Here is a 21,442-nt window from a genome sequence, read left to right on the forward strand (position 1 = left end):
AGGAGCAGCCGGATGAGGGGACGGATCTTGGAGCTGGCCATGGCGGCGGCCGGGGCCGGCGAGGCGGAGCGGGCGCTGCTGGAGCCCCTGTGCGCCGCGGCGGAGACCGCCTGGGTGAGCCGCCTGCGGGAGGGCGTGGAGCCGGAGGAGTGCGGCGAGGCGCTGGTCTGCGCCGCCGCCTTCACGGCGGCGGCGGATCTGACGGCGGGGACCGGGGGAGGCGGCGTGGCCTCCTTCTCCGCCGGGGACGTCTCCGTGCGGATCCGGGACGGCGGCGAGCGGCACAGGGCGGCGGAGAGCCTGCGGCAGGCGGCGCAGAGGCTGATGGAGCCTTACGTCCGGGCGGCGGGGCTCTGGGCCCGGGGGGTCGAAGGATGACGCGCTGGGTGGAGGAGATCCTGGCCCGGTACGGGCAGGAGGTGACGGTGGAGCACGGGGGGACGGCGGAGACCGTGCGGGCGTTCCTCCAGCCGGTGACGGAGCGGGACGAGGCCGTGCCGGAGATGACGGCGGTGGGCTGGCTGGACGGGCGGCTGTGGCTGTATCTGGGGCGGGCGGCCGTGGAGGCCGGGGACGTGGTCTGCTGGGACGGGAGACGGTTCCGGGCGCGGAGCGGACGGCCCCATCACATCGGAGGCACGCTCTGCCACTGGCGGGCCGTGCTGGAACGGGCGAGGGAGACGGGATGAAGGAATTGCGGCAGATCCGGGACGCGGTGATCGGCGCCCTGCGGGACGCGGGGCTGGAGGCGGAGGCCGCTTTCCCCGCCAAATGGGCGGCGGAGAGGGAGACGGCGCTGGCGACGGTGGCCGTGGGGGCCGCCGAGGGGAAGGCGCTGGGCCTTTGCGGATACCTGGGGCAGACGCGGGGGGCCGGCGGCGAGATCCGGGAGGTCTATGGCAAGCGGCTGGAGGGGCGCATCACGGTGGATCTCCGGGCGGCGCGGGCCGCGGACTGTGAGGACGGCGCCGAGACGGCGGCGGCGGTGCTGCTGGGCGGACTGCCGGAGGGCATCCGGCCTGGGGAGCTGCGCTGGGAGGCGCTGGCCTGGGAGAAGGGGACGGGGCTGTTCCTGCGGCGGGGAGAGCTCCGGTGCGAGGCGCTGTTCCTGGCCGAGGCCGGGGAGGCGGAAGGCGTGTTCCTGGATTTTCAGTTGAAAGGGGTTTTGCGAAGTGAACGATCTGCATGAGCGGCCGGGGGTCTACTCGGTCTACGACACGTCCTCGGTGGTGTCCGGGGGACGGGCGGCGCGGACCATCGGCGTGGCGGCGAAGGCCGCGAAGGGCACGGTGGATGAGCCGGTGACGGTGACGGGCTACGCCGCCGGCGCGTCCATCTTCGGCGAGGACCGGACGGCGGGGATGAGCATCATCCTGCGCCTGCTGTTCGCGGGCGGCGCGTCCGCCGTGACGGCGGTGCGCGTGGCGGACGAGGGCACGGCGGAGGACTACGAGCGGGCCTTCGCCGCGCTGGGCACGGCGGAGGCGCAGATCCTGGTCTGCGACAGCGGCGAGGAGACGGTGCACAAGGCCCTGCGGGCCGCGGTGGAGGAGGCCAGCGGCCTGCGGCATGAGCGGATCGCCGTGGTGGGCTGCGACGGGGCGGACGTGGAGGCGCTGGTGGGCCGGGCGGCGGAGCTGAACAGCGAGCGCATGGTGCTGGTGGGGCCCGACGCCCTGGACAGCGCCGGGGAGCCGCTGCCCGGCGTCTTCGCGGCGGCGGCGGTGGCGGCCCTGGCCGCGGCGGGCGGGGACCCGGCGGTCCCCCTGAACGGCGCGGCGGTGAAGGGCCTGGGCGGACTGCGCCAGGACTACAGCGACCGGGACATCGACCGGCTGGTCCGGGGCGGCGTGACGCCGCTGGAGTGCGCGGCGGGCGTGGTGTCCCCCGTGCGGGGCATCACGACCCGGACCAAGACCGGCGGGATCGACGACGCCGCGTGGCGGGAGCTGACCACCGTCCTGATCGTGGACGACGTGATCCCGGCGGTGCGCTCTGCCCTGCGCAGCAAGTTCTCCCGGAGCAAGAACAACGCCCGGAACCGGGCCGCGATCCGCTCCCAGGTCATCGTGGAGCTGGAGAAGAAGCTGGCGGCGGAGATCATCGACGGCTATGACGGCGTGACGGTGACGCCGTCGGCGGAGGACCCCGCCGTGTGCCTGGTGGAGTTCGGGTTCTCCGTGGCCCACGGGCTGAACCAGGTGCGGCTGAACGTACACATCGAGATCTGAGGAAGGGAGCGTGAGGAGCGTGACGGGATTTCCCACCAGCGCCGACATCTATCTGGAGATGGACGGCAGGAAGGTGGCGGTGGTGCAGAGCTACACTGCCAAGGCCAGCAAGACCTCTCAGAGCGTGGAAGCCTTCGGCGAGAGCGAGCCGGTGGCCACCATCGAGGGGCAGAAGCGCTATACCCTGGAGCTGACCCGGCTCTACGCCACGGACAGCGCGGTGTCCGACGGGATCGACTTCTACGATCTTTCGAACTTCTCCCTGGTGATCTGCAAGCCTGACCGGCGGGTCATCTACAGCGACTGCCAGTGGAGCGGCATCCAGGAGGACGGGGAGCTGAACGCCATGGTGGCGGAGAAGGTCACCGTGGTGGCGGCGAAGCGGATCGAGACGTCGGCATGAGGGAGTTCGACGAGCTGCGGCCCCTGACGGCGGGGCGGCTGCTGGGGCTGTGGCAGGAGTGCCGGGAGATCGGGGACCCGCTGGAGCGGGTGCTGATGTGCAACGGGCGGATCGTGGCCGAGTGCTGCTTCCTCCGGGGCCGGCGGGTCTATGAGGACGGAGCGGAGGCCCTGGGGGATCTGACGGGACGGCAGATGGAGCGTTTGCTGCTGCATCTGGCGGAGGACGGCGGTCCGGAGGGCCGCCGCCCCGGAGGAGACGGAGACGGGGCGGAGGACCCGGCCTTCGACATGGCGCGGTTCGAGGCGCTGAGGGGAGAGGGGAGGACATGGACTACTTAGGCCGGGAGCTGGAGCGGCAGCGGGCGGCGCTGGCGGCACTGCTGCTGGGCGGCGGAGAGGACGGGGATGCCGCCCGGGGCAGGGAGCGGGGCCCGGCAGGGCCCGCGGCGGCGCGGGGGCGAGCCGCCGGGCCGTCGGGGCGATACGCCGGAGGCGGGCCCGAAGGAGGGCCGGGGGATGAGGCCCTGGGGGCCGGGGAGCTGGTCCGGGGGGCTGGACAGGACCGCTGGTCCCAAAGCGCCGGGAGGAGCGGGGAGGCGGAGGACCTCCGGGCGGAGGGCCCGGGCGCAGGCGGATCTGGCGGGGGCCCGGAGCGAAGCCGCCGGGGGACGGACGTCCCGGCGGTCCCGGCCTGGGCGGCGCAGGGAGACGGCGCGGGTCCGCTGGGCGGGACGGCGGCGGCGCGGAAGGAGCTTTCGGGGCCCTCCGGCGGATATGAGGCCCGGCGGAGGACCCGGGAGACGGCGGCGGCAGGGACCGCCGGGAGGAGACGCGCCGGAGAGCGGTCCGCGGAGGGAGGGCCCGGCCGCGGAGGGGATGCCGGAAGCGGCGGCGACGGCGGGCGGATCGAGTGGATGCCGATGGCCGGCCCGGCCCGTCGGGGCGGAGGTGGAGGCGGGACGGGGCCCGGGGGACAGGAGGGACTGCCGGCCTTCCCGGAGACGGGAGGGGCCGGCGGGACTGTCCCCTGGGGCGGCCCCGGAGAGACGGCGGCCCTCCGGGCGGAGGAGGGCGCCAGGGCGCTGTCCAGGGCGGTCCAGCGGGACGCCCGGCGCTATGACGGCGGGTTCACGATATATTGACGCGAAGCCGGGCCCCGGGGCCCGGCGGGAGGGGGGATGACGCATGCGGCTGACGCCGATGCGGTTCAAAGGTTTCACATGGCCCCACAACCCGGAGACCTATGCGGTGGAGCACCGGCGGCGGATGGCCGTCCACCCGGTGCCCTTCGGCGGGTGCGTGATGCAGGAGCTGGGAGGCTCCTACCGGGTGCTGAAGGGGGAGGGCGTGTTCGCGGGCGGGGACGCCTATGCACGGTTCCGGGAGCTGGCAGAGGTCTTCCGGGAGGGGGGACCGGGGCTGCTGATCCATCCGGTGTGGCAGGCGGAACGGGCCTACTTCGTGTCGCTGGAGGCGGCGGAGGAGCCCAGACCGGACTTCGTGCGCTACCGCTTCGAGTTCTGGGAGGACTGGGACGGCTATGACGGCGGACTGAAGGCGGTGACGGAGGAGGGCGGCGGAGAGGACGCCGCGCCGCCGGGGGGCCCCAGCCAGGGCGCGAGGACCCATACCGTGCGCAGGGGCGACACCCTCTGGGGCATCGCCAGGCAGTACGGCGTGGAGCTGGCGGCGCTGATCCGGGCCAACCCGCAGATCAAGAACCCGAACCTGATCTATCCGGGAGAGGCGGTGAACGTCCCATGACGGGGAAGCTCCATACGGCGGACCATCGGACCTTCCAGCTGCCGCCGCTGCTGAGCTGGCGGGTGAACCATACGGGGACGGTGCCCTGCGACAGCTTCTCCGTCACCTTCGTCTACCAAAAGGAGATGGCCCAGCCCCTGCGCATGGCCGCGGGCTTCACGGCGGAGGAGGGCGGGCAGGTGATGCTCCGGGCCGTCGTGGACGAGTACACGGTGGATCTGGACAGCACGGGGCTGACGGCGACCGTCACCGGGCGGGGCTGCGCCGCCCGGCTGCTGGACAACGAGTCGCGGCCCGTCACCTACGAGCGCGCCACGCTGGCGGAGATCCTGGACAACCATGTGACGCCCTACGGCGTGGACTGCGCCGCGGCGGCGGAGCTCCGGGCCGGGTCCGTCTACACGGTGGCGGCGGGGTCCAGCCAGTGGAAAGCGGTGGAGGGCTTCTGCCGGACCTATGGGGGGTTCTCGCCCCGGTTCAGCCGGGAGGGGGAGCTGCTGGCCGTGCCGGAGGAGGAGGGGGAGACCTTCTCCATCGGAGAGGAGGACCCGGTGCTCTCCTGCACTTTGCGGGAGGACCGCTACGGCGTTTTGAGCGAGGTGCTGGTCATCGACAAGACGCGGAACAAGTCCTTCTCTGTGAAGGACCAGGAGACGATCGACCGGGGCGGACAGTGCCGCCGGGTGATGTACACGCCGGGACAGAGCACCTGGGCCGCGATGCGGTACACGGGGGAATATCAGATCCGGCGGTCCAAGGAGGACGCCTGGACGGCGGAGGTGACGCTGCCGGGGAGCTTTTTGGCCTTCCCGGGGGACCGGGCGGCGGTGTCCTTGGAGCGGATGGGGCTCAGCGGGACCTTCCGGGTGGCGGAGGCGGAGAACCGCTTCGACCGCCGGGACGGGGCGACGGCGGCGCTGACATTGAAGCCCCTTTGAAGATCGGTGCGGGGAGGGACGCGGGATGTGGCTTTCGAAACAGGTGAAGCCGGCGGCGGCGACCGCCGACGCGGACATGGGCGTGACCACCATCAGCGGCAGGCGGGTGGGCGTCGTGACGCGGGGGGAGGTCCGGGACCTGCCGGTATACGGGCCGGGCGGCTATTTGTGGACCCCGGCCAACGGGGCGGCGGTGCTGGTGATCAAGGGCGGTCCCGGCGGCGAGGAGCAGTGCGTCGCCGGGACGAGGCCGCCGGAAGCGCCGGCGGACGTCGGGCCGGGGGAGGTCTATATCTACGGCCCCGGCGGCAATACGGTATATCTCCGGCAGGACGGGAGCGTGGAGATCGTGGGCGGCGACGTGGCGATCCGGGGGCGCAGGGTGGACATCTCCGGCGAGCTGACGGTCAACGGGACGCCCTACGGGCCCTGCCGGTGCTGAGGAGGAGACGATGGAACTGGAACTGAGGGACGGGGACTATGTCGCCGACGGCGTGGGGGGCCTGCGCCGGGTCCGGGGCCGGGAGGCCCTGCTGCAGAGGGTGCTCTTCCGCCTGACGGCCAGGAGGGGGGCCTTCCCCTTCTGGGAGGAGCTGGGGAGCCGCCTGTGGGAGCTGGGGAGGGTCCCCGCCTTGGAACGGCCCGCCGCCGCCCGGCAGTATGTGGCCGAGGCGCTGGCGGAGGAGCCGGTGACGGTGGAGGACGTGACGCTGGAGCCGGGCCCGGCCGGGACGGCATCGGTGACGGCGCGGCTGCGCTATCAGGGGGAGCCGCTGCCGGTGACGGTGGAGGTCCTGGTCTGAGCGCCAGGGGAAGGAGGAGAGGATTTGCGGACCATCGAGACGATCTATGAGGGACTGCTGGCGGACTTCCGCGCACGGGCGGGCTTCACGCCGGAGGCGGGCTGCGACCTGGCGGTCCGGCTGTGGGCCGCGGCGGCGGAGCTCCAGGCCCTGGAGATGCAGGCAGACTGGGTGCTGGACCAGAGCTTCCCCCAGACGGCCCAGGGGGCCTTCCTGGACCGGCATGGGACCATGCGGGGGCTGGAGCGGCTGAAGGCGGTCCGGTCGGGCGGCGTGCTGCGCTTCTCCGTGGCGGCGGCCCCGGCCATGGACATCGCCATCCCGGCGGGGACGGTGTGCATGACGGCGGAGGAGGTCCGGGTCAGGACCACGGCGGACGCGGTGCTCCGGGAGGGGACGCTGTATGCCGACGCCCCGGCCGAGGCCGTGGAGGCCGGGACGGGGGGCAACGTGGTGCCGGGGGCGGTGCGGTTTTTGACGGCCTGCCCCCTGGCGGTGACCGCGGTGACGAACCCCGGCGCCTTCACCGGCGGCGCGGACGAGGAGGATGACGAGACCTTCCGGGCGCGGATCTTGGAGAGCTATCAGCGGCTGCCCAACGGGGCCAACACGGCCTGGTATGAGACGACGGCCATGCGCTATCCCGGCGTGACGGCGGCGAAGGCCGTGGGCCGGGCGGAAGGGCCGGGGACGGTGAACGTCTACGTCACGGGGGAGAAGGGCCTGCCGGACGCGGAGCTGCTGGAGGGGCTGCGGGCGGAGCTGCAGGAGAAGCGGGAGATCGCGGTGACGGTGAAGGTCCTGGCCCCCACTGCGGAGACGGTGGACGTGGCGGTCAAGGTGGCCCCCAAGGAGGGGGCGGACAAGGAGGCGGTGCTGGAGTCCGCGCGGCGGGCGATCGCCGGTCTTTTCGGCGGGCGGCTGCTGGGCAAGGCGGTGCGCCTGGCGGAGCTGGGGGATCGGCTTTATCACGTGGAGGGCGTGGAGAACTACCGGTTCACCTCCCCGGCGGCGGACCTCCCGGCGAACAGCATGGTGCTGCCGGTGCTGGGGACGCTGGATGTGACGGAGCTGACGGAGGCGTGACATGTACGAGGAGTATTTGAGGGCGCTGCTGGCCCCGCTGGGCGTCTACCGGCTGGACCGGGAGTCCCTCAGCGGGGCGGAGATCTGCGCCTTGGGCAGGGGGCTGGACTTCGTGGCGGAGCGTCTGGAGGACGTGGAGCGGGAGAGCGTCACCGCCACGGCGGAGGGTGAGGGCCTGAGCCGGCGGGAGGCGCTGTTCCTCCGCCGCCCCGCCGCGGCGACGCCGAAAGAGCGCCGGGCGGCGATCGCGGCGCTGCTGCAGATCGATGGGGACAGCCTGACCCCGGAGGCCATCGACAGGACGATACGGGGCTGCGGCATCTGGGCCCGGGTCATCGAGACGGGGACGAACCAGGTCCGGGTGGAGTTCCCCGGCACGGCGGGCGTCCCGCCGGAGTTCGAACAGATCGAGAAGATCGTGATGGATATCCTGCCCTGCCATCTGGGGGTGGAGTTCTCGTTCCGGTATCTCACCTGGGGAGAGTGCGAGGGGGAGGGCTACACCTGGGGGGCCGTGGAGGCGGAGGGATACGACTGGGAGGGGTTCCAGCTGGCGGTCCCGCCGGAGCAGGAAGAGGGATGAGGCTTTGCCGGACGGGGCGGAGCATGGAGAAAGGCGGCGGACCTTCCGGTCAGCCGCCTCAGCCTGTCGAAAAAGTAGAGAGAACTACATCGATGGGAAGGAAGAGAGCTACGAGAGGGACCCAGGAAGGGTCCCTTTCGTTTTCGATAAATAAGTTTTCAGAACTTTTTTGAAAGTTCTGAAAACTTGCTCAGGCTGTCGAAAAGACTTTTCGACAGCCTGAGGCGGCGGACCTTCCGGTCAGCCGCCTTTTTGATCGGGATCTCCTGTTCGCGAAAGCTCGTCCTCGATCAGGTGCGCTGCGATCTCGAAGGCCCTTATCCGCCGAAGGGCCAGGGTGATCTGCGGTCTATAGCGCTCGGGGCGTTCCTTCGCCTGGAGCGTGGAAACGGTCTGCCGCAGCTTGTGGAGGGTGGAGTCGATCTGCCGCTTGGCCTCTGTCAGGTCTCCTCTTGAAAATGCCATGGCGCTGCTGTCCTCCTTGATATGGTGTGGTCTCCGTGCCATCACGGAGAGGAGAGAACGGGGATACGGGGAGGGCGGGGCGCCAGAAAAACGAGACAGGCATCGCCTGTCTCGTTTTTCTGGTGCGCGAGGCGGGACTTGAACCCGCACGTCCGTAAAGGACACTAGAACCTGAATCTAGCGAGTCTGCCAATTCCACCACTCGCGCGCATTGATATGAACTTGTGATGGTCCGCCGGACGGAGCATGAAACCAGGTCCCGCCCCGTATGAGACGGGACCCCGGTTTTCATCCTGGTGCGCGAGGCGGGACTTGAACCCGCACGTCCGTAAAGGACACTAGAACCTGAATCTAGCGAGTCTGCCAATTCCACCACTCGCGCATGGTGTGCGAGGTCTTCCTGAGGAGGACCTATGGTGCGGCTGACGGGACTTGAACCCACACGTCGATACGACACCAGCACCTCAAGCTGGCCTGTCTACCAGTTCCAGCACAGCCGCATGATCTTGCGTCTCCCAGAAAAGACTGCTTGATTATTATAGCCAGAACCGCCCTGGTTGTCAACACCCATTTTCGGTTTTTCCCGATTTTTTTCCTTGGAGCGTCTCTCCGCGCCTTGGGCGGAGGGACGCTCCTTCGCCGCTTCACAACCGCGCCATGACCTCCCCGATGGGGTCCGTGATGACCAGTCCGGCGGAAAGGTCCCGGGCCACGGCGGACTTGTTGATCAGCGCCAGCCGGTCCCCCCGGAAGTAGTTGATGAGCCCCGCCGCCGGCCAGACGTTCAGCGAGGTGCCGCCGACGATCAGCAGGTCCGCCCTGGCGATGGAGCTCACCGCGTCGTCCATCACGTCCTGGTCCAGCCCCTCCTCGTAGAGCACCACGTCCGGCTTGACGATGCCGCCGCAGCTGCACCGGGGGATGCCGCTCCCGTTCAGGATGAAGTCCAGGCCATAGGACTTCCCGCACCGCTCGCAGTGGTTGCGGTGGACGCTGCCGTGGAGCTCGCAGACATGCCGGCTCCCGGCGGCCTGGTGGAGGCCGTCGATGTTCTGCGTGACCACGGCGGTCAGCTTCCCCGCCGCTTCCCACTCCGCCAGCTTTTTGTGGGCGGCGTTGGGCTTGGCCTCCGGAGCCAGCATCTTGGCCCGGTAGAAGCGGAAGAACTCTTCGGGGTTGCTTTTGTAGAAGGTATGGCTTAAAATGACCTCAGGCGGATACTTCCACTCCTGGTGGTAGAGCCCGCCGGTGGAACGGAAATCCGGGATGCCGGACTCCGTGCTGACCCCGGCGCCGCCGAAGAAGACGATCTGCCGGGACGCTTCCACCCATGCCTTCAGGGTCTCGACTGCTTCCGTCATAAAAATACCTCCCCACGGATTATAATCATTGGGACAGACGCAAAGGAGAACGCGTTATGAACATCCAGATCTTCGGTTCCTCCAAGTGCTTCGACACGAAAAAGGCCCAGCGCTGGTTCAAGGAGCGCCGGATCAAGTTCCAGTACATCGATCTGCCCTCGAAAGGATTATCCCCCAGAGAGTACCAGTCCGTCAAGCAGAAAGTTGGCTTCGAGGCCCTGGTCGACACGGAGGGCCGGGCCTATGAGGAGCTGTACATGGCTTACATCGCCCCCGCCGCCCGGGAGGAGAAGCTGCTGGAGCACCCGGCGCTTTTCCGGACGCCCATCGTCCGCAACGGCAGGGAGGCCACCGTGGGATACCATCCCGAGATCTGGGAGGAGTGGGAGTGAGTGCTTCGTGACATCCTGGACCCGCAGACTGCCCAGAGGGGCATATCTTTTGATCCAGCGCTATTTCCGCCACGGCGTGGGCGTCCAGAGCGCGGCGCTGGCGTTCTACCTGCTGTTCATGATCTTCCCGTTCCTGATCTTCATCAGCGCCCTGCTGGGCCTGCTGGACCTGAACGTCACCGCGATCTTGCTGGCCCTGGGAGAGTTCCTGCCCCGGGATATCGTGGACATCATCCGGGCCTACCTGCTCCACGTGGGGGCGGACCCCAGTCCTCAGCTGCTGCTGTTCGGCCTGTTCTTCTCCATCTGGTTCCCCATGCGGGCCACCAATGCCCTGATGGTCTCCGTGCGGACGGCCTATCACCTGGGCCCGCCGAAGCGGGCGGTGATCCACCGGCTGAAGACCCTGCTCTATACCGTGGTGCTGATCTCGGCCATCGCCCTGACGCTGACCCTCATGACCGTGGGCGACCGGCTGCTGGGCTACGCCGTGGGGAACTTCCGCCTCCCGCTGTTCGTGGCGGAGCTGTGGGCGCGGATGCGCTTCCCGGCGGCGGCGGTGGTGGGGTATTTCGCCCTGTTCTTCCTCTACGCCCTGGCCCAGGACGGTCGCCGGCCCTGGCGGGACCTCTGGCCGGGGACCCTGGCGGCCCTGGCGGTGTGGATGGCCCTGAGCTGGCTGTACGCCATGTATGTGGACAATTTCGCCAACTACTCCCTGCTCTACGGGTCGATCGGCACGGTGATCGTGCTGATGATCTGGCTGTACATGTCCGCCAACGTGCTGATCCTGGGGGCGGAGCTGAACGGTACGCTGGTGGCCTTGTGGAAGGAGCGGGAGGGCTGAGGGGCCCCGGCGCGCCCCGTCACTCGATCGGGAGGCCGTGCTGGCGCAGGAAGGAGAGCTTGTCCCAATAGCCCCGCTGGGACACGATCTTCCCGTTGACCACCTGGAAAAAGCCGCACCCGCGCAGGCCCAGCGGGTCCCGCCACTCCAGGATCGCCCACTGCCCGTCTTCGAACAGGTGCTCCACGATACAGACCATCTCGGCGGCGGAGAATTCTTCCGCGAACATCTCGCGGATGGCGGCGCGGCCGCAGACCGGGTCGTTGGCGACCTGGTGGTTGACCGCGTCGTCGTGGTACAGGGCGGCGAGGGCGTCCGCGTCCCCGGCGTTGAAGGCGTCTACCCACGATCGGACGAGTTCTTTCGGCCTCAGCATGATGGGACCTCCTTTTCAAAATGTGTTCCGGACCTGCTGTACCTATGATACCACAGACCCGGGCCCCTGGGAAGGGGCGGCTTCCCTGTCCGGGGGCCCGCCCGGCCGGACCGGGCCCGCCGGGGGACCGTCTCGTCCCGGGAGGCGGTCTTTTTTTATGGATAAGCGTCCCCATCCCGTGCATACTACTCCCATTCTTGGAGGTGGCGCATGGGAACGATATCGGATAATTACATGGAAAGCATCCGGGGCTTCGACCAGGCCCTGGGGGTCGGGCGCAGCGTGGACATGGTCAGCCGGGACTATATCATCGCGGGCCGCAGGGCCCGGATCTGGGTCGTGGACGGCTACGGCAAGGACGAGACCCTGGAGCGCATGGGGGCCTTCTGGCTCTCCCTGCCGGGGGACGCCCTGGACGGCCTGAGCGAGATGAAGGACTTCGCCGACCGCTTCATCTCCTTCTCGGAGGTGGACGTGGGCTTCGACTTCGACGAGGCCGTCACCGCCGTGCTGGCGGGCAAGAGCCTCCTGCTGGTGGAGGGGCTCCGCGGCTCGGCCCAGATCGACGCCAAGGATTACCCCGGCCGGGGCGTGGAGGAGCCGCCGGACGGCAAGGTCCTCCGGGGATCCCACGACGGCTTCGTGGAGGCGGTGGTGCCCAACATGGCCCTGCTCCGCCGCCGCATCCGGGACCCCCGCCTGACGATGGAGGGCGTCAAGCTGGGCAGGCGCTCCCACACCGACGCGGTGCTGTGCTACCTGGAGGACAAGGCGGACCGCCGGCTCCTGGAGGACATCCGGCAAAAGCTCCGGGGCATCGACGTGAACTCCCTCTCCATGGCCCAGGAGAGCCTGGCGGAGGCCATCCGGCCCAGGCAGTGGTACAACCCCTTCCCCAAGGTCCGCTATACGGAGCGGCCCGACAGCGCCGCCGCCAGCGTCATGGAGGGCAACGTGGTGCTGATGGTGGACAACTCCCCGTCGGTGATGATCCTGCCCACCACGTTCTTCGACTTCACCCAGGAGGCCAACGAGTTCTATTTCCCGCCCCTGGTGGGGACCTATCTCCGGCTGCTGCGCATCGTGGTGTTCCTGATCTCCCTGCTGATCACGCCCACCTGGTATCTGATGGTCAAGGAGGCGGGGCGGCTGCCGGAGTGGCTGGAGTTCCTCTCCTCGCCGGAGCCGGCGGCGCTGGGGCTGCTGTGGCAGCTTTTGGTGGTGGAGTTCCTGGTGGACGTGCTGAAGCTGGCGTCCCTGAACACGCCGGACTCGCTGTCCAACTCCTTCTCCATGCTGGGGGCGCTGATCCTGGGCGACTTCGCCGTCCAGGCGGGCTGGCTGGGGCCGGAGGTGCTGGTGTATATGGCCTTCGTGTCCGTGGCCAGCTTCGCCCAGCCCAGCTATGAGATGGGCTATGCCTTCAAGCTGCTGCGGGTGGCGCTGCTGCTGCTGACGGCGGTCTTCGACGTGTGGGGCTATGGCCTGGGCATATTGGGCATCCTCGTCCTGCTGGCGACCACCAAGCCCCTGGTGGGCAGGGGCTATCTGTATCCCCTGATCCCCTTCAACGCCAAGGCCCTGCGCCGTCTGCTGGTGCGGGAGCCGATCAGCCGGGACAATACCTGAGCCGCCCGGCCCGGACTGCTTTTTGAGACCCTGACAGGCCCTCGGCCGTTCCCGGCCGGGGGCCTGCTTTTCGGTGTCTGCGGCCCTGCGGCGCCGCCCGGACGGCCTCCCGCCGTCCCTCAGGCGCCCCGGCGGGCGTTGTCCCGCGGAGGGGAGCCCCCCGGCAGGAGCAAAGCCCCCGCGGCCATGGGCACGGGCCTTACGTTTCCTCCGCCCGCTCCGCCATGCGCCTGGCATCCACGCAGAAATAGGTGAACTCCCCCGTCGCCAGCAGGGCCCCGGCCTCGTCGGTGATGTCCACGGCGATCAGGACGGTGGAGCGCCCCCGGTGGCGGACCCGCCCGGCGGCCCGGATGGTCCCGTGGGCCCGGTTGTCCAGGAAGTGCAGGCCCCCGCTCTGGGTCACGTAGTGCCGCCCGTCGCTGTGGGCGGTGCCTCCGGCGGCGTCGTCCGCCAGGGTGTAGAGCGCCCCGCCGTGGACCATGCCGTAAGGGTTCCGGCTCTCGGGCCGGATGTCCAGACGGTAGACCACGTGGTCCGGCTCCGCGGACTCCAGCTGGATGGAATTGTAGACCGTGAAGGCGTTGGACCCCAGCTGCAGGGTCTCCAGCCGCAGTTTTTCCATGTCCTCCATCAGAAGACCTCCTTGCTTAGAACTCGTATCCAGCGACAGTATACCACAAGGCGGGACGGATCTCCACTTTTTTTGAAAAGGGGGTTGACAAAGCAGGGCGGCTGAGTATAATGAACATATGAACACTCGTTCAGATGTTCAACTGAAAGGAGGCGGACCATGGAGGACCGTTATACCGTGGAGTGCTGCGACTTCATCCACGCCCATGAGGACATCGTGGAGAAGGTCCGGCGGGAACTGCCGGGGGAGGACACGCTCTATGACCTGACGGAGCTGTTCCGCATCTTCGGGGACTCCACCCGGGTCCGCATCCTGTACGTGCTCTTCGAGGCGGAGATGTGCGTGTGCGACATCGCGGCGCTGCTGGGCATGACCCAGTCGGCCATCTCCCACCAGCTCCGGGCCCTGAAGAACGCCCGGCTGGTGAAGTCTCGCCGGGAGGGCAAGACGGTGTTCTACTCCCTGGCGGACGACCATGTGAAGACCATCATCGACCAGGGGCTGGAGCACGTCCGGGAGTGACCTCGTTTCCCCTATGCGAAGACATATGAACATATCAGGAGGAAGATCACCATGAAAAAGCGTTTCAAGCTCACCGACCTGGACTGCGCCAACTGCGCCGCCAAAATGGAAGCCGCCATCAAGAAGATCGACGGCGTGAACGACGCCACCGTCAGCTTCATGGCCCAGAAGATGACCGTGGACGCGGACGACGCCCGGTTCGACGACATCATGAAGGAGATCGTCTCCGTCTGCAAAAAGGTGGAGCCCGACTGCGTCATCAACCTGTGAGATCGTTTTGGGACCGCTGGGCCCCGTTTTATGATCTTGCCCAGTGGACCGACCGGCGCGCGAACACCGCCGCCGCCGCCCGAGCGGCGGAGCTGATCCCGGCCGGGGCCGATGTGCTGGACTGCGCCGCCGGAACGGGGCGGTTTTCCCTGGCGGCGGCGGAGCGGGCCGCTTCCGTCCTCTGCACGGACCTGTCGGAGGCCATGCTGAAGCGGGCGGAACGGAAGGCGCGCCGCCGGGGGCTTTCCCATTTGCGCTTTGCCCGCCGGGACGTGTGCGCTTTGCCGGACCCGGACGGCCGTTTTGACGCGGTCATCGCCGCCAACGTGCTCCACCTGCTCCCGGAGCCGGAAGCGGCGGTCCGGGAGCTGTGGCGGGTGACCGCCCCGGGCGGGCGGCTCATCCTGCCCACGTACCTCCAGGGAAAGGTGGGGACGGCCTACGGGAGCATGATCCGGATCTATCAGGGAGTGGGCTTCCACTATGAGCACGCCTTTACCCCCGAGACCTACCGGATGTTCCTGGAGCGCCTGGGGCTGGGCCGGGTAACTGTGGAGGTCATCCCCGGCCGCCTGCCCGTGGGGCTGGCGGTCCTGCGAAAGCCCGGCTGAACATCTCCCGCCGGGGCCCTGCCGCGCTGCCGGCCTCGAAGCAAAGAGACGCCGCCCGTTCTCCGCAGCGGCGGCGGTCTCATCGCATGAGCTGGGCGGCATGTCCTGCCCCATGCCGCTTACAGGATAGCACGACCGCGCTTCGAACGCAGGGAACGATCTTTAAGGAGGCGCTTCCATGAAAAACCTCACCCGCAAACAGCGGAAGATGCTGTACAGGATCCTCCTGGCGGCGGCTTTGCTGGCCGCCGTCGAGCTACTGCCGGCGCTGCTGCCGGCGGGCGGCGCAGCGTTCCTGTGGCTCTTATACCTGGTCCCCTATGCCGTCATCGGCTGGGACGTCCTGTGGAAGGCCGTCCGCAACATCCTCAACGGCCAGGTCTTCGACGAGAACTTCCTCATGGCCCTGGCGACGGTGGGGGCCTTCGCCACCGGGGAGTATGCCGAGGCGGTCTTCGTCATGCTGTTCTACCAGACCGGCGAACTGTTCCAGGACTACGCCGTGGGCAAGTCCCGCCAGTCCATCGCCGCCCTGATGGACATCCGGCCCGACACCGCCAACCTGGAGGCCGGGGACGGCTCCTTGGAAGAGGTGGACCCGGAGGACGTGGAGGCCGGGGCCGTCATCGTGGTGCGGCCCGGCGAACGGGTCCCCCTGGACGGCGAGGTCCTCGAGGGCGCGTCCGCCCTGGACACCGCCGCCCTCACGGGCGAGTCCGTCCCCCGGGACGTGGGCGTGGGCGACGCGGTCATCAGCGGCTGCGTGAACCAGTCCGGCCTCCTGCGGGTGAAGGTGACGAAGCCCTGCGAGGAGTCCACCGTCTCCAAGATCTTGGACCTGGTGGAGAACGCCGGGGAGAAGAAGGCCGCCAGCGAGAACTTCATCACCCGCTTCGCCCGGTACTACACCCCCTGTGTCACCCTGGCGGCTCTGGCGCTGTTCCTGGTGCCCGCCATTGCCCTGGCGGTGGTGCCGGCGGCGTCCCAGCCCGCCTTCCTGGCGGGGACGGTGTGGACCGGCTGGCTCCACCGGGCGCTGATCTTCCTGGTGATCTCCTGCCCCTGCGCGCTGGTGATTTCCGTGCCCCTGAGCTTCTTCGGCGGCATCGGCGGGGCCGGCAAGTGCGGCATCCTGGTGAAGGGCAGCAATTACCTGGAGCTTTTGTCCAGGGCGGAGACCGTGGTCTTCGACAAGACCGGCACCCTGACCCAGGGGAGCTTCACCGTCACCGCCCTGCACCCGGCCCGGGACTTCGGCGAGGCGGATCTGCTGGAGTACGCCGCCCTGGCGGAGAGCTGGTCCAGCCATCCCATCTCCCTCTCCCTCCGGAAAGCCTGGGGGAAGGAGATCGACAGCGGGAGGGTGACGGACGTGGAGGAGATCGCCGGGCACGGCATCACCGCCAAGGTGGACGGCAAGGCCGTCTGCGCCGGCAACAGCCGCCTGATGGAGAGGGAAGGGGCCCGGTGGGAGCCCTGCGACCTGCCGGGGACCATCGTCCATGTGACGGTGGAGGGCGCCTACGCCGGGCACATCCTCATCTCGGATCTGCCCAAGCCCGAGGCCAAGACCCTCGTAGAGGGCCTGAAGGCGGCGGGGGTGAAAAAGACCGTCATGCTCACCGGGGACGCCGAGGCCGCGGCCAAGGCGGTGGCCCGGGAGCTGGGGATCGACGAGTACCACGCCCAGCTCCTCCCGGCGGACAAGGTGGAGCGGGTGGAGGGCCTGCTGGCGGCGAAGTCCCCCGGCGCGGCCCTGGCCTTCGTGGGGGACGGGATCAACGACGCGCCGGTCCTCACCCGGGCGGACATCGGCATCGCCATGGGGGCCCTGGGCTCCGACGCCGCCATCGAGGCCGCGGACATCGTGCTGATGGACGACGACCCGGCCAAGATCGCCACGGCCATGCGGATCTCCCGGAAGACCCTGCGCATCGTGAAGCAGAACATCTGGTTCGCCCTGGGGGTGAAGGGGGCCGTGCTGCTGCTGGGGGCCTTCGGCGTGGCGACCATGTGGGAGGCCGTCTTCGCCGACGTGGGCGTGGCCTTCCTCGCGATCTTGAACGCGATGCGGTGCCTGCGGGTGGACGAGTTCCGAAAATGAGCATGAAAAACGGCTGACAGAACGTCAGCCGTTTTTTCCTTCGCTGAAATAGCGCCGCGTCGTCTCCGCGTCGGCGGCGATCTGGGCCCGGAGGGCGTCCAGGGAGTCGAAGCGGATCTCGTGGCGCAGGTGCTCATAGAACTCCAGCCGCAGGGTCTGCCCATACAGGTCCCCCTGGAAGTCCAGGAGGCACGCCTCCACCGTCACGTCGGCGCCGCGGTTCACCGTGGGCCGGGTGCCCACGTTCGTGACGGCGGGACAGCTGCCCCCGTCCTCGAAATAGACCCGGGTGACGTAGACCCCGTGGCTGGGGACCAGCACGTGGGGCGGCACCGCCAGGTTCGCCGTGGGGAACAGCCGGGACGAGCCCAGCCCCCGCCCGTGGCGCACCGCCCCCGTCAGCGTATGGGGGTGGCCCAGGAAGCGGTTCGCCCGCTCCACCTGCCCCAGCTCGATGAGACGGCGGATGTAGGTGGAGCTGACCGTGATGTCCCCGATGGTCACCTGGGGGATGATGTCGCAGCCCAGGCCCAGCTGGGCGCACTTCTCCTTCAGGAGCTCCGGCGTGCCCTGGTTCTTGTGGCCGAAGCGGTGGTCGTGGCCCGCCACCAGGTGGACGGCGTGCCAGCGGCCCACCAGCAGCTCGGTCACGAAGTCCTCCCAGCTGGTGGTCATCATCTCGCGGTCGAAGGGGGCCAGGATGACCTCCTGGATGCCGTAGAGCCGCTTCACCAGGTCCCGGCGGTCCTCCGCCGAATTGATGAGGGGGCAGGGGACCCCGGTGACCACTTCCTTCGGCGGGCGGTCGAAGGTGAACACGGCGGGAGCGCAGCCCCGGCGGGCGGCCTCCTCCGCCGTCCGCTTGAGCAGGGCGGCGTGGCCCAGGTGGACCCCGTCGAAGAAGCCCAGGGCGATCACACGTTCTTTCATACTACGCTCCAAAGAAATTTTTGATGGCCTTCAGCTCTCCGCCCCTGGCCTGGGACAGGCAGAGCAGGTCCCCCTCCAGGCCGTAGAGCCGGTAAGTGCCGTCGGCGGTCCCCGGCAGGGTGACGGGGGCCCCGCTTCGGACCCGCTTCTCCTGGCCCGGGGACCGGACCGTCAGGGCAGGGCAGTGGGCGAACAGGCTGTCCAAGGGGCGGAGGAGGGACTCGCCCTGTTCCCGCACGTCCTCCAGGGTGACGGCGTCCGCCAGGGTGAACCCCGCCGCCATCGTCCGGCGGAGGCTGTACATCGCTCCGCCGCAGCCCAGGGCCCGGCCGATGTCGTGGCAGAGGGTGCGGATGTAGGTGCCCTTGGAGCACAGGCAGCGGAGACGGTAGTCCGTCTCGCTCTCCGCCTCCAGGAGCTCCAGCTCGTAGATGGTGACGGGACGGGGCTCCCGGGGGACCTCCCGGCCCTTCCGGGCCAGCTCGTAGAGCTTCCGGCCCTGGATCTTGACGGCGGAGTACATGGGGGGGATCTGCCGGATGTCCCCCCGGAAGCGCGCCAGCGCGGCCTCCAGCTCTTCCCGGCGGACGGAGACCGGATGGGACTCCAGGGTCTCGCCGGTGACGTCCTGGGTGTCGGTGACGAGGCCCAGGCGGAGGCCGGCGTCGTATCCTTTCCGGCCGCTCTCGGCGAACTCCACCGCCCGGGTGGCCCGGCCCACGAAGACCGGCAGGACCCCTGTCGCCATGGGGTCCAGTGTCCCGCCGTGGCCCACCCGCTTCTCGTGGAGCAGGCCGCGGACCTTGGCGCACACGTCCATGGAGGTCCATCCGGCGGGCTTGTCGATGATGAGGATACCGTTGGGCATGGGGACCTCCCGATCTATAGAGTGAAGTCCGGGACCACCTGGGCGATGGCCTCCAGCAGGCGGCGCTTGGCCTCCTCGAAGGGGGCCTCCACGGTGCACCCGGCGGCGGCGGCGTGTCCGCCGCCCCCCAGCAGGGCGCAGGCCCTGGAGGCGTCGACCCGCGGGCCGGTGCGGAGGGAGACCTTCCACACGTCCGGGCGGAGCTCCCGCAGGGTGACGGCGCAGTCCACGCCCTCGATCTGCCCGCCCAGGGCGGAGAGGTCTTCGGCGTCGGCCTCCGCGGCCTGGAGGCGCTCCATCAGGGACAGGGGCACCGCCAGCACGGCGGCGCGGTCCCGGTCGTGGTACTCGATCCCCTCCAGCATGGCGGCCTCCAGGGCCAGCCGCTTTTTCGACTTGGTGCGGAAGAAGACCTTGTTCACATGCCTGTAGTCGATGCCGGTCCGCAGCAGGGCGGCGGCGACGGCGTGGGTGTAGGGGGTGGTGTTGCTGTAGGCGAAACAGCCGCAGTCGGTGGACAGCGCCACATAGAGGGGCAGGGCCATCTCCGCCGTGACCGGCCCCAGCCGGGCCAGGATGTCGTAGACGATCTCCCCGGTGGCGGCGGCGGTGGTACGGACATAGTTGTCCCTGCCGAAGCGCTGGAAGGACGGGTGGTGGTCGATCGCCAGGTCCACCCGGTCTGCGTAGGGCCTGGCGTTCTCCGGGAACAGGGACGTCGCGGCGATGTCCGCGGAGACGACCTTCTCCGGCCGGAAGCCCTCCGGGGCGGCGTAGGGCCGGAAGTAGGGGGCGGTGGTGTCCGTCAGGCCGTCGTTGGGCAGGAGGTAGGCCGTCCTGCCCAGGGCCCGCAGGCCCGCGCAGAGGGCGGCGGCAGAGCCCACCGTGTCCCCGTCGGGCCGGACATGGGTGAGGAGCAGGACGTTGTCGAAGGACCGCAGCAGGGCGGCGGTCCCGGCGATGGTGAGCATGGTCATCCCTCCTCCGGCGCGGGCCGGGGGCCGCGGGCGGCGTCCTTCTCCTCTTCCCTGCGCAGCAGCTCCAGGATGTGGGCGCCGTGCTGGATGGAGTCGTCGCCGATGAACTGGAGCTCCGGCGTGCAGCGGAGCTGGAGCGCATGGCCCAGCTCCCGCCGCAGGAAGCCGGAGGCGGACTTGAGCCCCTTGAGCACGTCCTTCTCCCGGCCCTTGTCCAGGACGCTGACATAGACCCTGGCATAGCGCAGGTCGTTGGTGGTGTCCACCCGCGTGATGGAGACCATGCCGTTCTCCGAGACGCGGGGGTCTTTCAGGCTGCGGATCTGGGCGGCCAGCTCCCGCTGGATCTCGTCGTTGATCCGGTCGATGCGATTCGAAGCCATTGTATCCTCCTTTGGAAAGGGGGCCTTGCCCCGCGAGGCGCAGGGGAAAGGGCGGCGGCTGTGCCGCCGCCCTTAAGACCGGCATCCGCTGTCCGCGGCCGCCGGAGGGGCGGTCTCCTCCGCCCGTCCGGCATCCCCCGGCCGCGGATGCCGGTCCTTAGTTTGCGCTCACTGCGGGATCTCCTCCATGGTATAACCTTCCACGATATCGCCTTCTTTGATATCGTTGAACTTCTCGATGGTCAGGCCGCACTCATAGCCGCTGGCGACCTCCTTGGCGGCGTCCTTGAACCGCTGAAGGGAGGCCAGCGCGCCCTCGTGGATGACGATGCCGTCCCGGACCAGGCGCACGGAGCAGTTCCGCACGATCTTGCCGTCCTGCACGTAGCAACCGGCCACGGTGCCAACGCCGGAGACCTTGTAGGTCTGGCGGACCTCCGCATGGCCCAGCAGGGCCTCCCGGTACTTGGGGGCCAGCATGCCCTTCATGGCGGCGGTGATCTCGTCGATGCAGTCGTAGATGACCCGGTACATGCGCATATCCACGTTCTGCCGGGCCGCGCCGTCCCGGGCGGCGGCGTCGGGCCGGACGTTGAAGCCCACGATGATGGCGTTGGAAGAGGAGGCCAGCATGACGTCGGACTCGTTCACCGCGCCCACGCCGCCGTGGATCACGCGGACGTTGACCTCGTCGTTGGAGAGCTTCTCCAGCGACGCCTTCACGGCCTCCACGCTGCCCTGCACGTCGGCCTTGACGATCAGGGCCAGCTCCTTGCGCTCGCCGGCCTGGATCTGGTCGAACAGGTTCTCCAGGCTGACCTTCTGCACGGGGGCGGCGGCTTTGGCGCGCTCCTCGGCCTTGCGCTGCTCCACCAGCTCCCGGGCCATGCGCTCGTCGCTGACGGCGAAGAAGGGGGATCCGGCGGTGGGGGCCTCGCTGAGGCCCGCGATCTCCACGGGGACGGAGGGGCCCGCCTCGGTGAGCCGCCCGCCCTTGTAGTCCAGCATGGTCCGCACGCGGCCCACGGCGGTGCCCGCGATGATGATGTCGCCCTGCTTCAGCGTGCCGTTCTGGACCAGCAGGGTCGCCACGGGGCCCCGGCCCTTGTCCAGGCGGGCCTCGATGACGGTGCCCTGGCCCGCGCGGTTGGGGTTGGCCTTCAGCTCCGCCATCTCGGCGGTGAGGGTCACCATCTCCAGCAGGTTGTCGATGCCGATGTTCTTCTTGGCGGAGACCTTGCAGCAGATGGTCTCGCCGCCCCA

At 69.1% G+C, this 21,442-nt stretch carries 29 protein-coding genes and 3 tRNA genes; 20 read left to right on the forward strand and 12 right to left on the reverse strand.

Annotated features, from left to right (window positions below; translation table 11 throughout):
* The first annotated feature begins 12 nt into the window (after positions 1-12).
* From QZ332_RS05360 to QZ332_RS05420, 13 genes are read left to right on the forward strand one after another with little or no spacing between them, the layout of a single operon-like run.
* Positions 13-378, forward strand: a complete 366-nt coding sequence (locus QZ332_RS05360; protein WP_295763321.1) for a hypothetical protein — start codon at positions 13-15, stop codon at positions 376-378.
* Positions 375-689 carry a hypothetical protein gene (locus QZ332_RS05365; protein WP_295763323.1) on the forward strand — a complete coding sequence of 105 codons (315 nt, stop codon included), beginning with the start codon at positions 375-377 and terminating at the stop codon, positions 687-689. Before QZ332_RS05360 ends, QZ332_RS05365 begins: the two co-directional genes overlap by 4 nt.
* Positions 686-1,189, forward strand: coding sequence for a hypothetical protein (locus QZ332_RS05370; protein ID WP_295763325.1), 504 nt, complete (start codon positions 686-688; stop codon positions 1,187-1,189). Before QZ332_RS05365 ends, QZ332_RS05370 begins: the two co-directional genes overlap by 4 nt.
* Positions 1,173-2,231 (forward strand): phage tail sheath C-terminal domain-containing protein, encoded by a 1,059-nt coding sequence (locus QZ332_RS05375; RefSeq protein ID WP_295763327.1) that lies wholly within the window; start codon positions 1,173-1,175, stop codon positions 2,229-2,231. The genes QZ332_RS05370 and QZ332_RS05375 overlap by 17 nt, the downstream gene beginning before the upstream one ends.
* A gap of 58 nt (positions 2,232-2,289) precedes the next feature.
* Entirely contained in the window at positions 2,290-2,634 is a 345-nt protein-coding gene (locus tag QZ332_RS05380) for a hypothetical protein (RefSeq protein ID WP_363324021.1), read from the forward strand.
* Positions 2,631-2,975 (forward strand): hypothetical protein, encoded by a 345-nt coding sequence (locus QZ332_RS05385; RefSeq protein WP_295763332.1) that lies wholly within the window; start codon positions 2,631-2,633, stop codon positions 2,973-2,975. The genes QZ332_RS05380 and QZ332_RS05385 overlap by 4 nt, the downstream gene beginning before the upstream one ends.
* Positions 2,963-3,778: a hypothetical protein gene (locus QZ332_RS05390; protein WP_295763333.1), complete on the forward strand. Its 816-nt coding sequence runs from the start codon at positions 2,963-2,965 to the stop codon at positions 3,776-3,778. The genes QZ332_RS05385 and QZ332_RS05390 overlap by 13 nt, the downstream gene beginning before the upstream one ends.
* A gap of 43 nt (positions 3,779-3,821) precedes the next feature.
* Entirely contained in the window at positions 3,822-4,400 is a 579-nt protein-coding gene (gene safA, locus QZ332_RS05395) for a SafA/ExsA family spore coat assembly protein (protein WP_295763335.1), read from the forward strand.
* Entirely contained in the window at positions 4,397-5,338 is a 942-nt protein-coding gene (locus QZ332_RS05400; protein WP_295763338.1) for a hypothetical protein, read from the forward strand. Before safA ends, QZ332_RS05400 begins: the two co-directional genes overlap by 4 nt.
* 25 nt (positions 5,339-5,363) lie before the next feature.
* The gene (locus QZ332_RS05405; RefSeq protein ID WP_295763340.1) at positions 5,364-5,780 is read left to right on the forward strand and encodes a hypothetical protein; all 417 of its coding nucleotides are present in this window, start codon (positions 5,364-5,366) and stop codon (positions 5,778-5,780) included.
* A gap of 10 nt (positions 5,781-5,790) precedes the next feature.
* Positions 5,791-6,141 carry a hypothetical protein gene (locus QZ332_RS05410; RefSeq protein WP_295763342.1) on the forward strand — a complete coding sequence of 117 codons (351 nt, stop codon included), beginning with the start codon at positions 5,791-5,793 and terminating at the stop codon, positions 6,139-6,141.
* A 24-nt stretch (positions 6,142-6,165) separates the two neighbouring features.
* Positions 6,166-7,227: a baseplate J/gp47 family protein gene (locus tag QZ332_RS05415; RefSeq protein WP_295763343.1), complete on the forward strand. Its 1,062-nt coding sequence runs from the start codon at positions 6,166-6,168 to the stop codon at positions 7,225-7,227.
* A gap of 1 nt (position 7,228) precedes the next feature.
* Positions 7,229-7,810: a hypothetical protein gene (locus QZ332_RS05420; protein ID WP_295763344.1), complete on the forward strand. Its 582-nt coding sequence runs from the start codon at positions 7,229-7,231 to the stop codon at positions 7,808-7,810.
* Positions 7,811-8,050: 240 nt separating this feature from the next.
* On the opposite strand, the gene QZ332_RS05425 is transcribed toward QZ332_RS05420, so the two are convergent.
* The 5 genes from QZ332_RS05425 to QZ332_RS05445 form a co-directional block, all read right to left on the reverse strand.
* Positions 8,051-8,275 carry a hypothetical protein gene (locus tag QZ332_RS05425; RefSeq protein WP_295763346.1) on the reverse strand — a complete coding sequence of 75 codons (225 nt, stop codon included), beginning with the start codon at positions 8,273-8,275 and terminating at the stop codon, positions 8,051-8,053.
* 120 nt (positions 8,276-8,395) lie between these two features.
* A tRNA-Leu gene (locus tag QZ332_RS05430) sits at positions 8,396-8,483 on the reverse strand.
* 86 nt (positions 8,484-8,569) lie between these two features.
* Positions 8,570-8,657 (reverse strand) — tRNA-Leu (locus QZ332_RS05435).
* 32 nt (positions 8,658-8,689) lie between these two features.
* Positions 8,690-8,775, reverse strand: a tRNA-Leu gene (locus tag QZ332_RS05440).
* A 144-nt stretch (positions 8,776-8,919) separates the two neighbouring features.
* Entirely contained in the window at positions 8,920-9,636 is a 717-nt protein-coding gene (locus QZ332_RS05445; RefSeq protein ID WP_295763348.1) for an NAD-dependent protein deacylase, read from the reverse strand.
* A gap of 56 nt (positions 9,637-9,692) precedes the next feature.
* Here QZ332_RS05445 and QZ332_RS05450 point away from each other — a divergent pair, with 56 nt between their 5' ends.
* Both QZ332_RS05450 and QZ332_RS05455 read left to right on the forward strand, forming a co-directional pair.
* Entirely contained in the window at positions 9,693-10,028 is a 336-nt protein-coding gene (locus QZ332_RS05450; RefSeq protein WP_295763350.1) for an arsenate reductase family protein, read from the forward strand.
* 49 nt (positions 10,029-10,077) lie between these two features.
* A complete protein-coding gene (locus tag QZ332_RS05455; RefSeq protein ID WP_295763352.1) occupies positions 10,078-10,875 on the forward strand; it encodes a YihY/virulence factor BrkB family protein in 798 nt (265 codons plus the stop codon).
* A 19-nt stretch (positions 10,876-10,894) separates the two neighbouring features.
* On the opposite strand, the gene QZ332_RS05460 is transcribed toward QZ332_RS05455, so the two are convergent.
* The gene (locus QZ332_RS05460) at positions 10,895-11,248 is read right to left on the reverse strand and encodes a nuclear transport factor 2 family protein (protein WP_363324022.1); all 354 of its coding nucleotides are present in this window, start codon (positions 11,246-11,248) and stop codon (positions 10,895-10,897) included.
* A gap of 213 nt (positions 11,249-11,461) precedes the next feature.
* Between QZ332_RS05460 and QZ332_RS05465 the strand changes: the two genes are divergently transcribed.
* Complete coding sequence (locus QZ332_RS05465) at positions 11,462-12,880, forward strand: spore germination protein (protein WP_295763355.1); 1,419 nt, start codon at positions 11,462-11,464, stop codon at positions 12,878-12,880.
* Between the two features lie 199 nt (positions 12,881-13,079).
* On the opposite strand, the gene QZ332_RS05470 is transcribed toward QZ332_RS05465, so the two are convergent.
* Positions 13,080-13,514 carry a PaaI family thioesterase gene (locus QZ332_RS05470; protein WP_295763357.1) on the reverse strand — a complete coding sequence of 145 codons (435 nt, stop codon included), beginning with the start codon at positions 13,512-13,514 and terminating at the stop codon, positions 13,080-13,082.
* Positions 13,515-13,673: 159 nt separating this feature from the next.
* Between QZ332_RS05470 and QZ332_RS05475 the strand changes: the two genes are divergently transcribed.
* The 4 genes from QZ332_RS05475 to QZ332_RS05490 all read left to right on the forward strand — a co-directional run bounded on the left by QZ332_RS05475 (position 13,674) and on the right by QZ332_RS05490 (position 17,021).
* Positions 13,674-14,036, forward strand: a complete 363-nt coding sequence (locus tag QZ332_RS05475; RefSeq protein WP_295763359.1) for a metalloregulator ArsR/SmtB family transcription factor — start codon at positions 13,674-13,676, stop codon at positions 14,034-14,036.
* Between the two features lie 51 nt (positions 14,037-14,087).
* On the forward strand, positions 14,088-14,306 hold the full coding sequence (locus tag QZ332_RS05480) for a cation transporter (RefSeq protein ID WP_295763361.1): 219 nt from the start codon (positions 14,088-14,090) through the stop codon (positions 14,304-14,306).
* Complete coding sequence (locus QZ332_RS05485) at positions 14,303-14,917, forward strand: class I SAM-dependent methyltransferase (RefSeq protein ID WP_295763363.1); 615 nt, start codon at positions 14,303-14,305, stop codon at positions 14,915-14,917. The genes QZ332_RS05480 and QZ332_RS05485 overlap by 4 nt, the downstream gene beginning before the upstream one ends.
* A 178-nt stretch (positions 14,918-15,095) precedes the next feature.
* The gene (locus QZ332_RS05490) at positions 15,096-17,021 is read left to right on the forward strand and encodes a heavy metal translocating P-type ATPase (RefSeq protein WP_295763365.1); all 1,926 of its coding nucleotides are present in this window, start codon (positions 15,096-15,098) and stop codon (positions 17,019-17,021) included.
* A gap of 24 nt (positions 17,022-17,045) precedes the next feature.
* Here the strand turns inward: QZ332_RS05490 and ribF are convergent, their stop codons facing one another.
* From ribF to infB, 5 genes are all read right to left on the reverse strand, one after another.
* A complete protein-coding gene (ribF, locus tag QZ332_RS05495) occupies positions 17,046-17,951 on the reverse strand; it encodes a riboflavin biosynthesis protein RibF (RefSeq protein WP_295763367.1) in 906 nt (301 codons plus the stop codon).
* Position 17,952: 1 nt separating this feature from the next.
* Positions 17,953-18,819: a tRNA pseudouridine(55) synthase TruB gene (gene truB / locus QZ332_RS05500; RefSeq protein ID WP_295763369.1), complete on the reverse strand. Its 867-nt coding sequence runs from the start codon at positions 18,817-18,819 to the stop codon at positions 17,953-17,955.
* 14 nt (positions 18,820-18,833) lie between these two features.
* Entirely contained in the window at positions 18,834-19,790 is a 957-nt protein-coding gene (locus QZ332_RS05505; protein WP_295763371.1) for a bifunctional oligoribonuclease/PAP phosphatase NrnA, read from the reverse strand.
* A gap of 2 nt (positions 19,791-19,792) precedes the next feature.
* A complete protein-coding gene (rbfA, locus tag QZ332_RS05510; RefSeq protein ID WP_295763373.1) occupies positions 19,793-20,179 on the reverse strand; it encodes a 30S ribosome-binding factor RbfA in 387 nt (128 codons plus the stop codon).
* A 168-nt stretch (positions 20,180-20,347) separates the two neighbouring features.
* Positions 20,348-21,442: translation initiation factor IF-2 (infB, locus tag QZ332_RS05515; protein WP_295763374.1), on the reverse strand; the 1,095-nt coding region annotated here is incomplete at its 5' end.

The sequence above is a fragment of the uncultured Oscillibacter sp. genome, assembly GCF_910584465.1.
Classification (GTDB): Bacteria; Bacillota; Clostridia; order Oscillospirales; family Oscillospiraceae; genus Oscillibacter.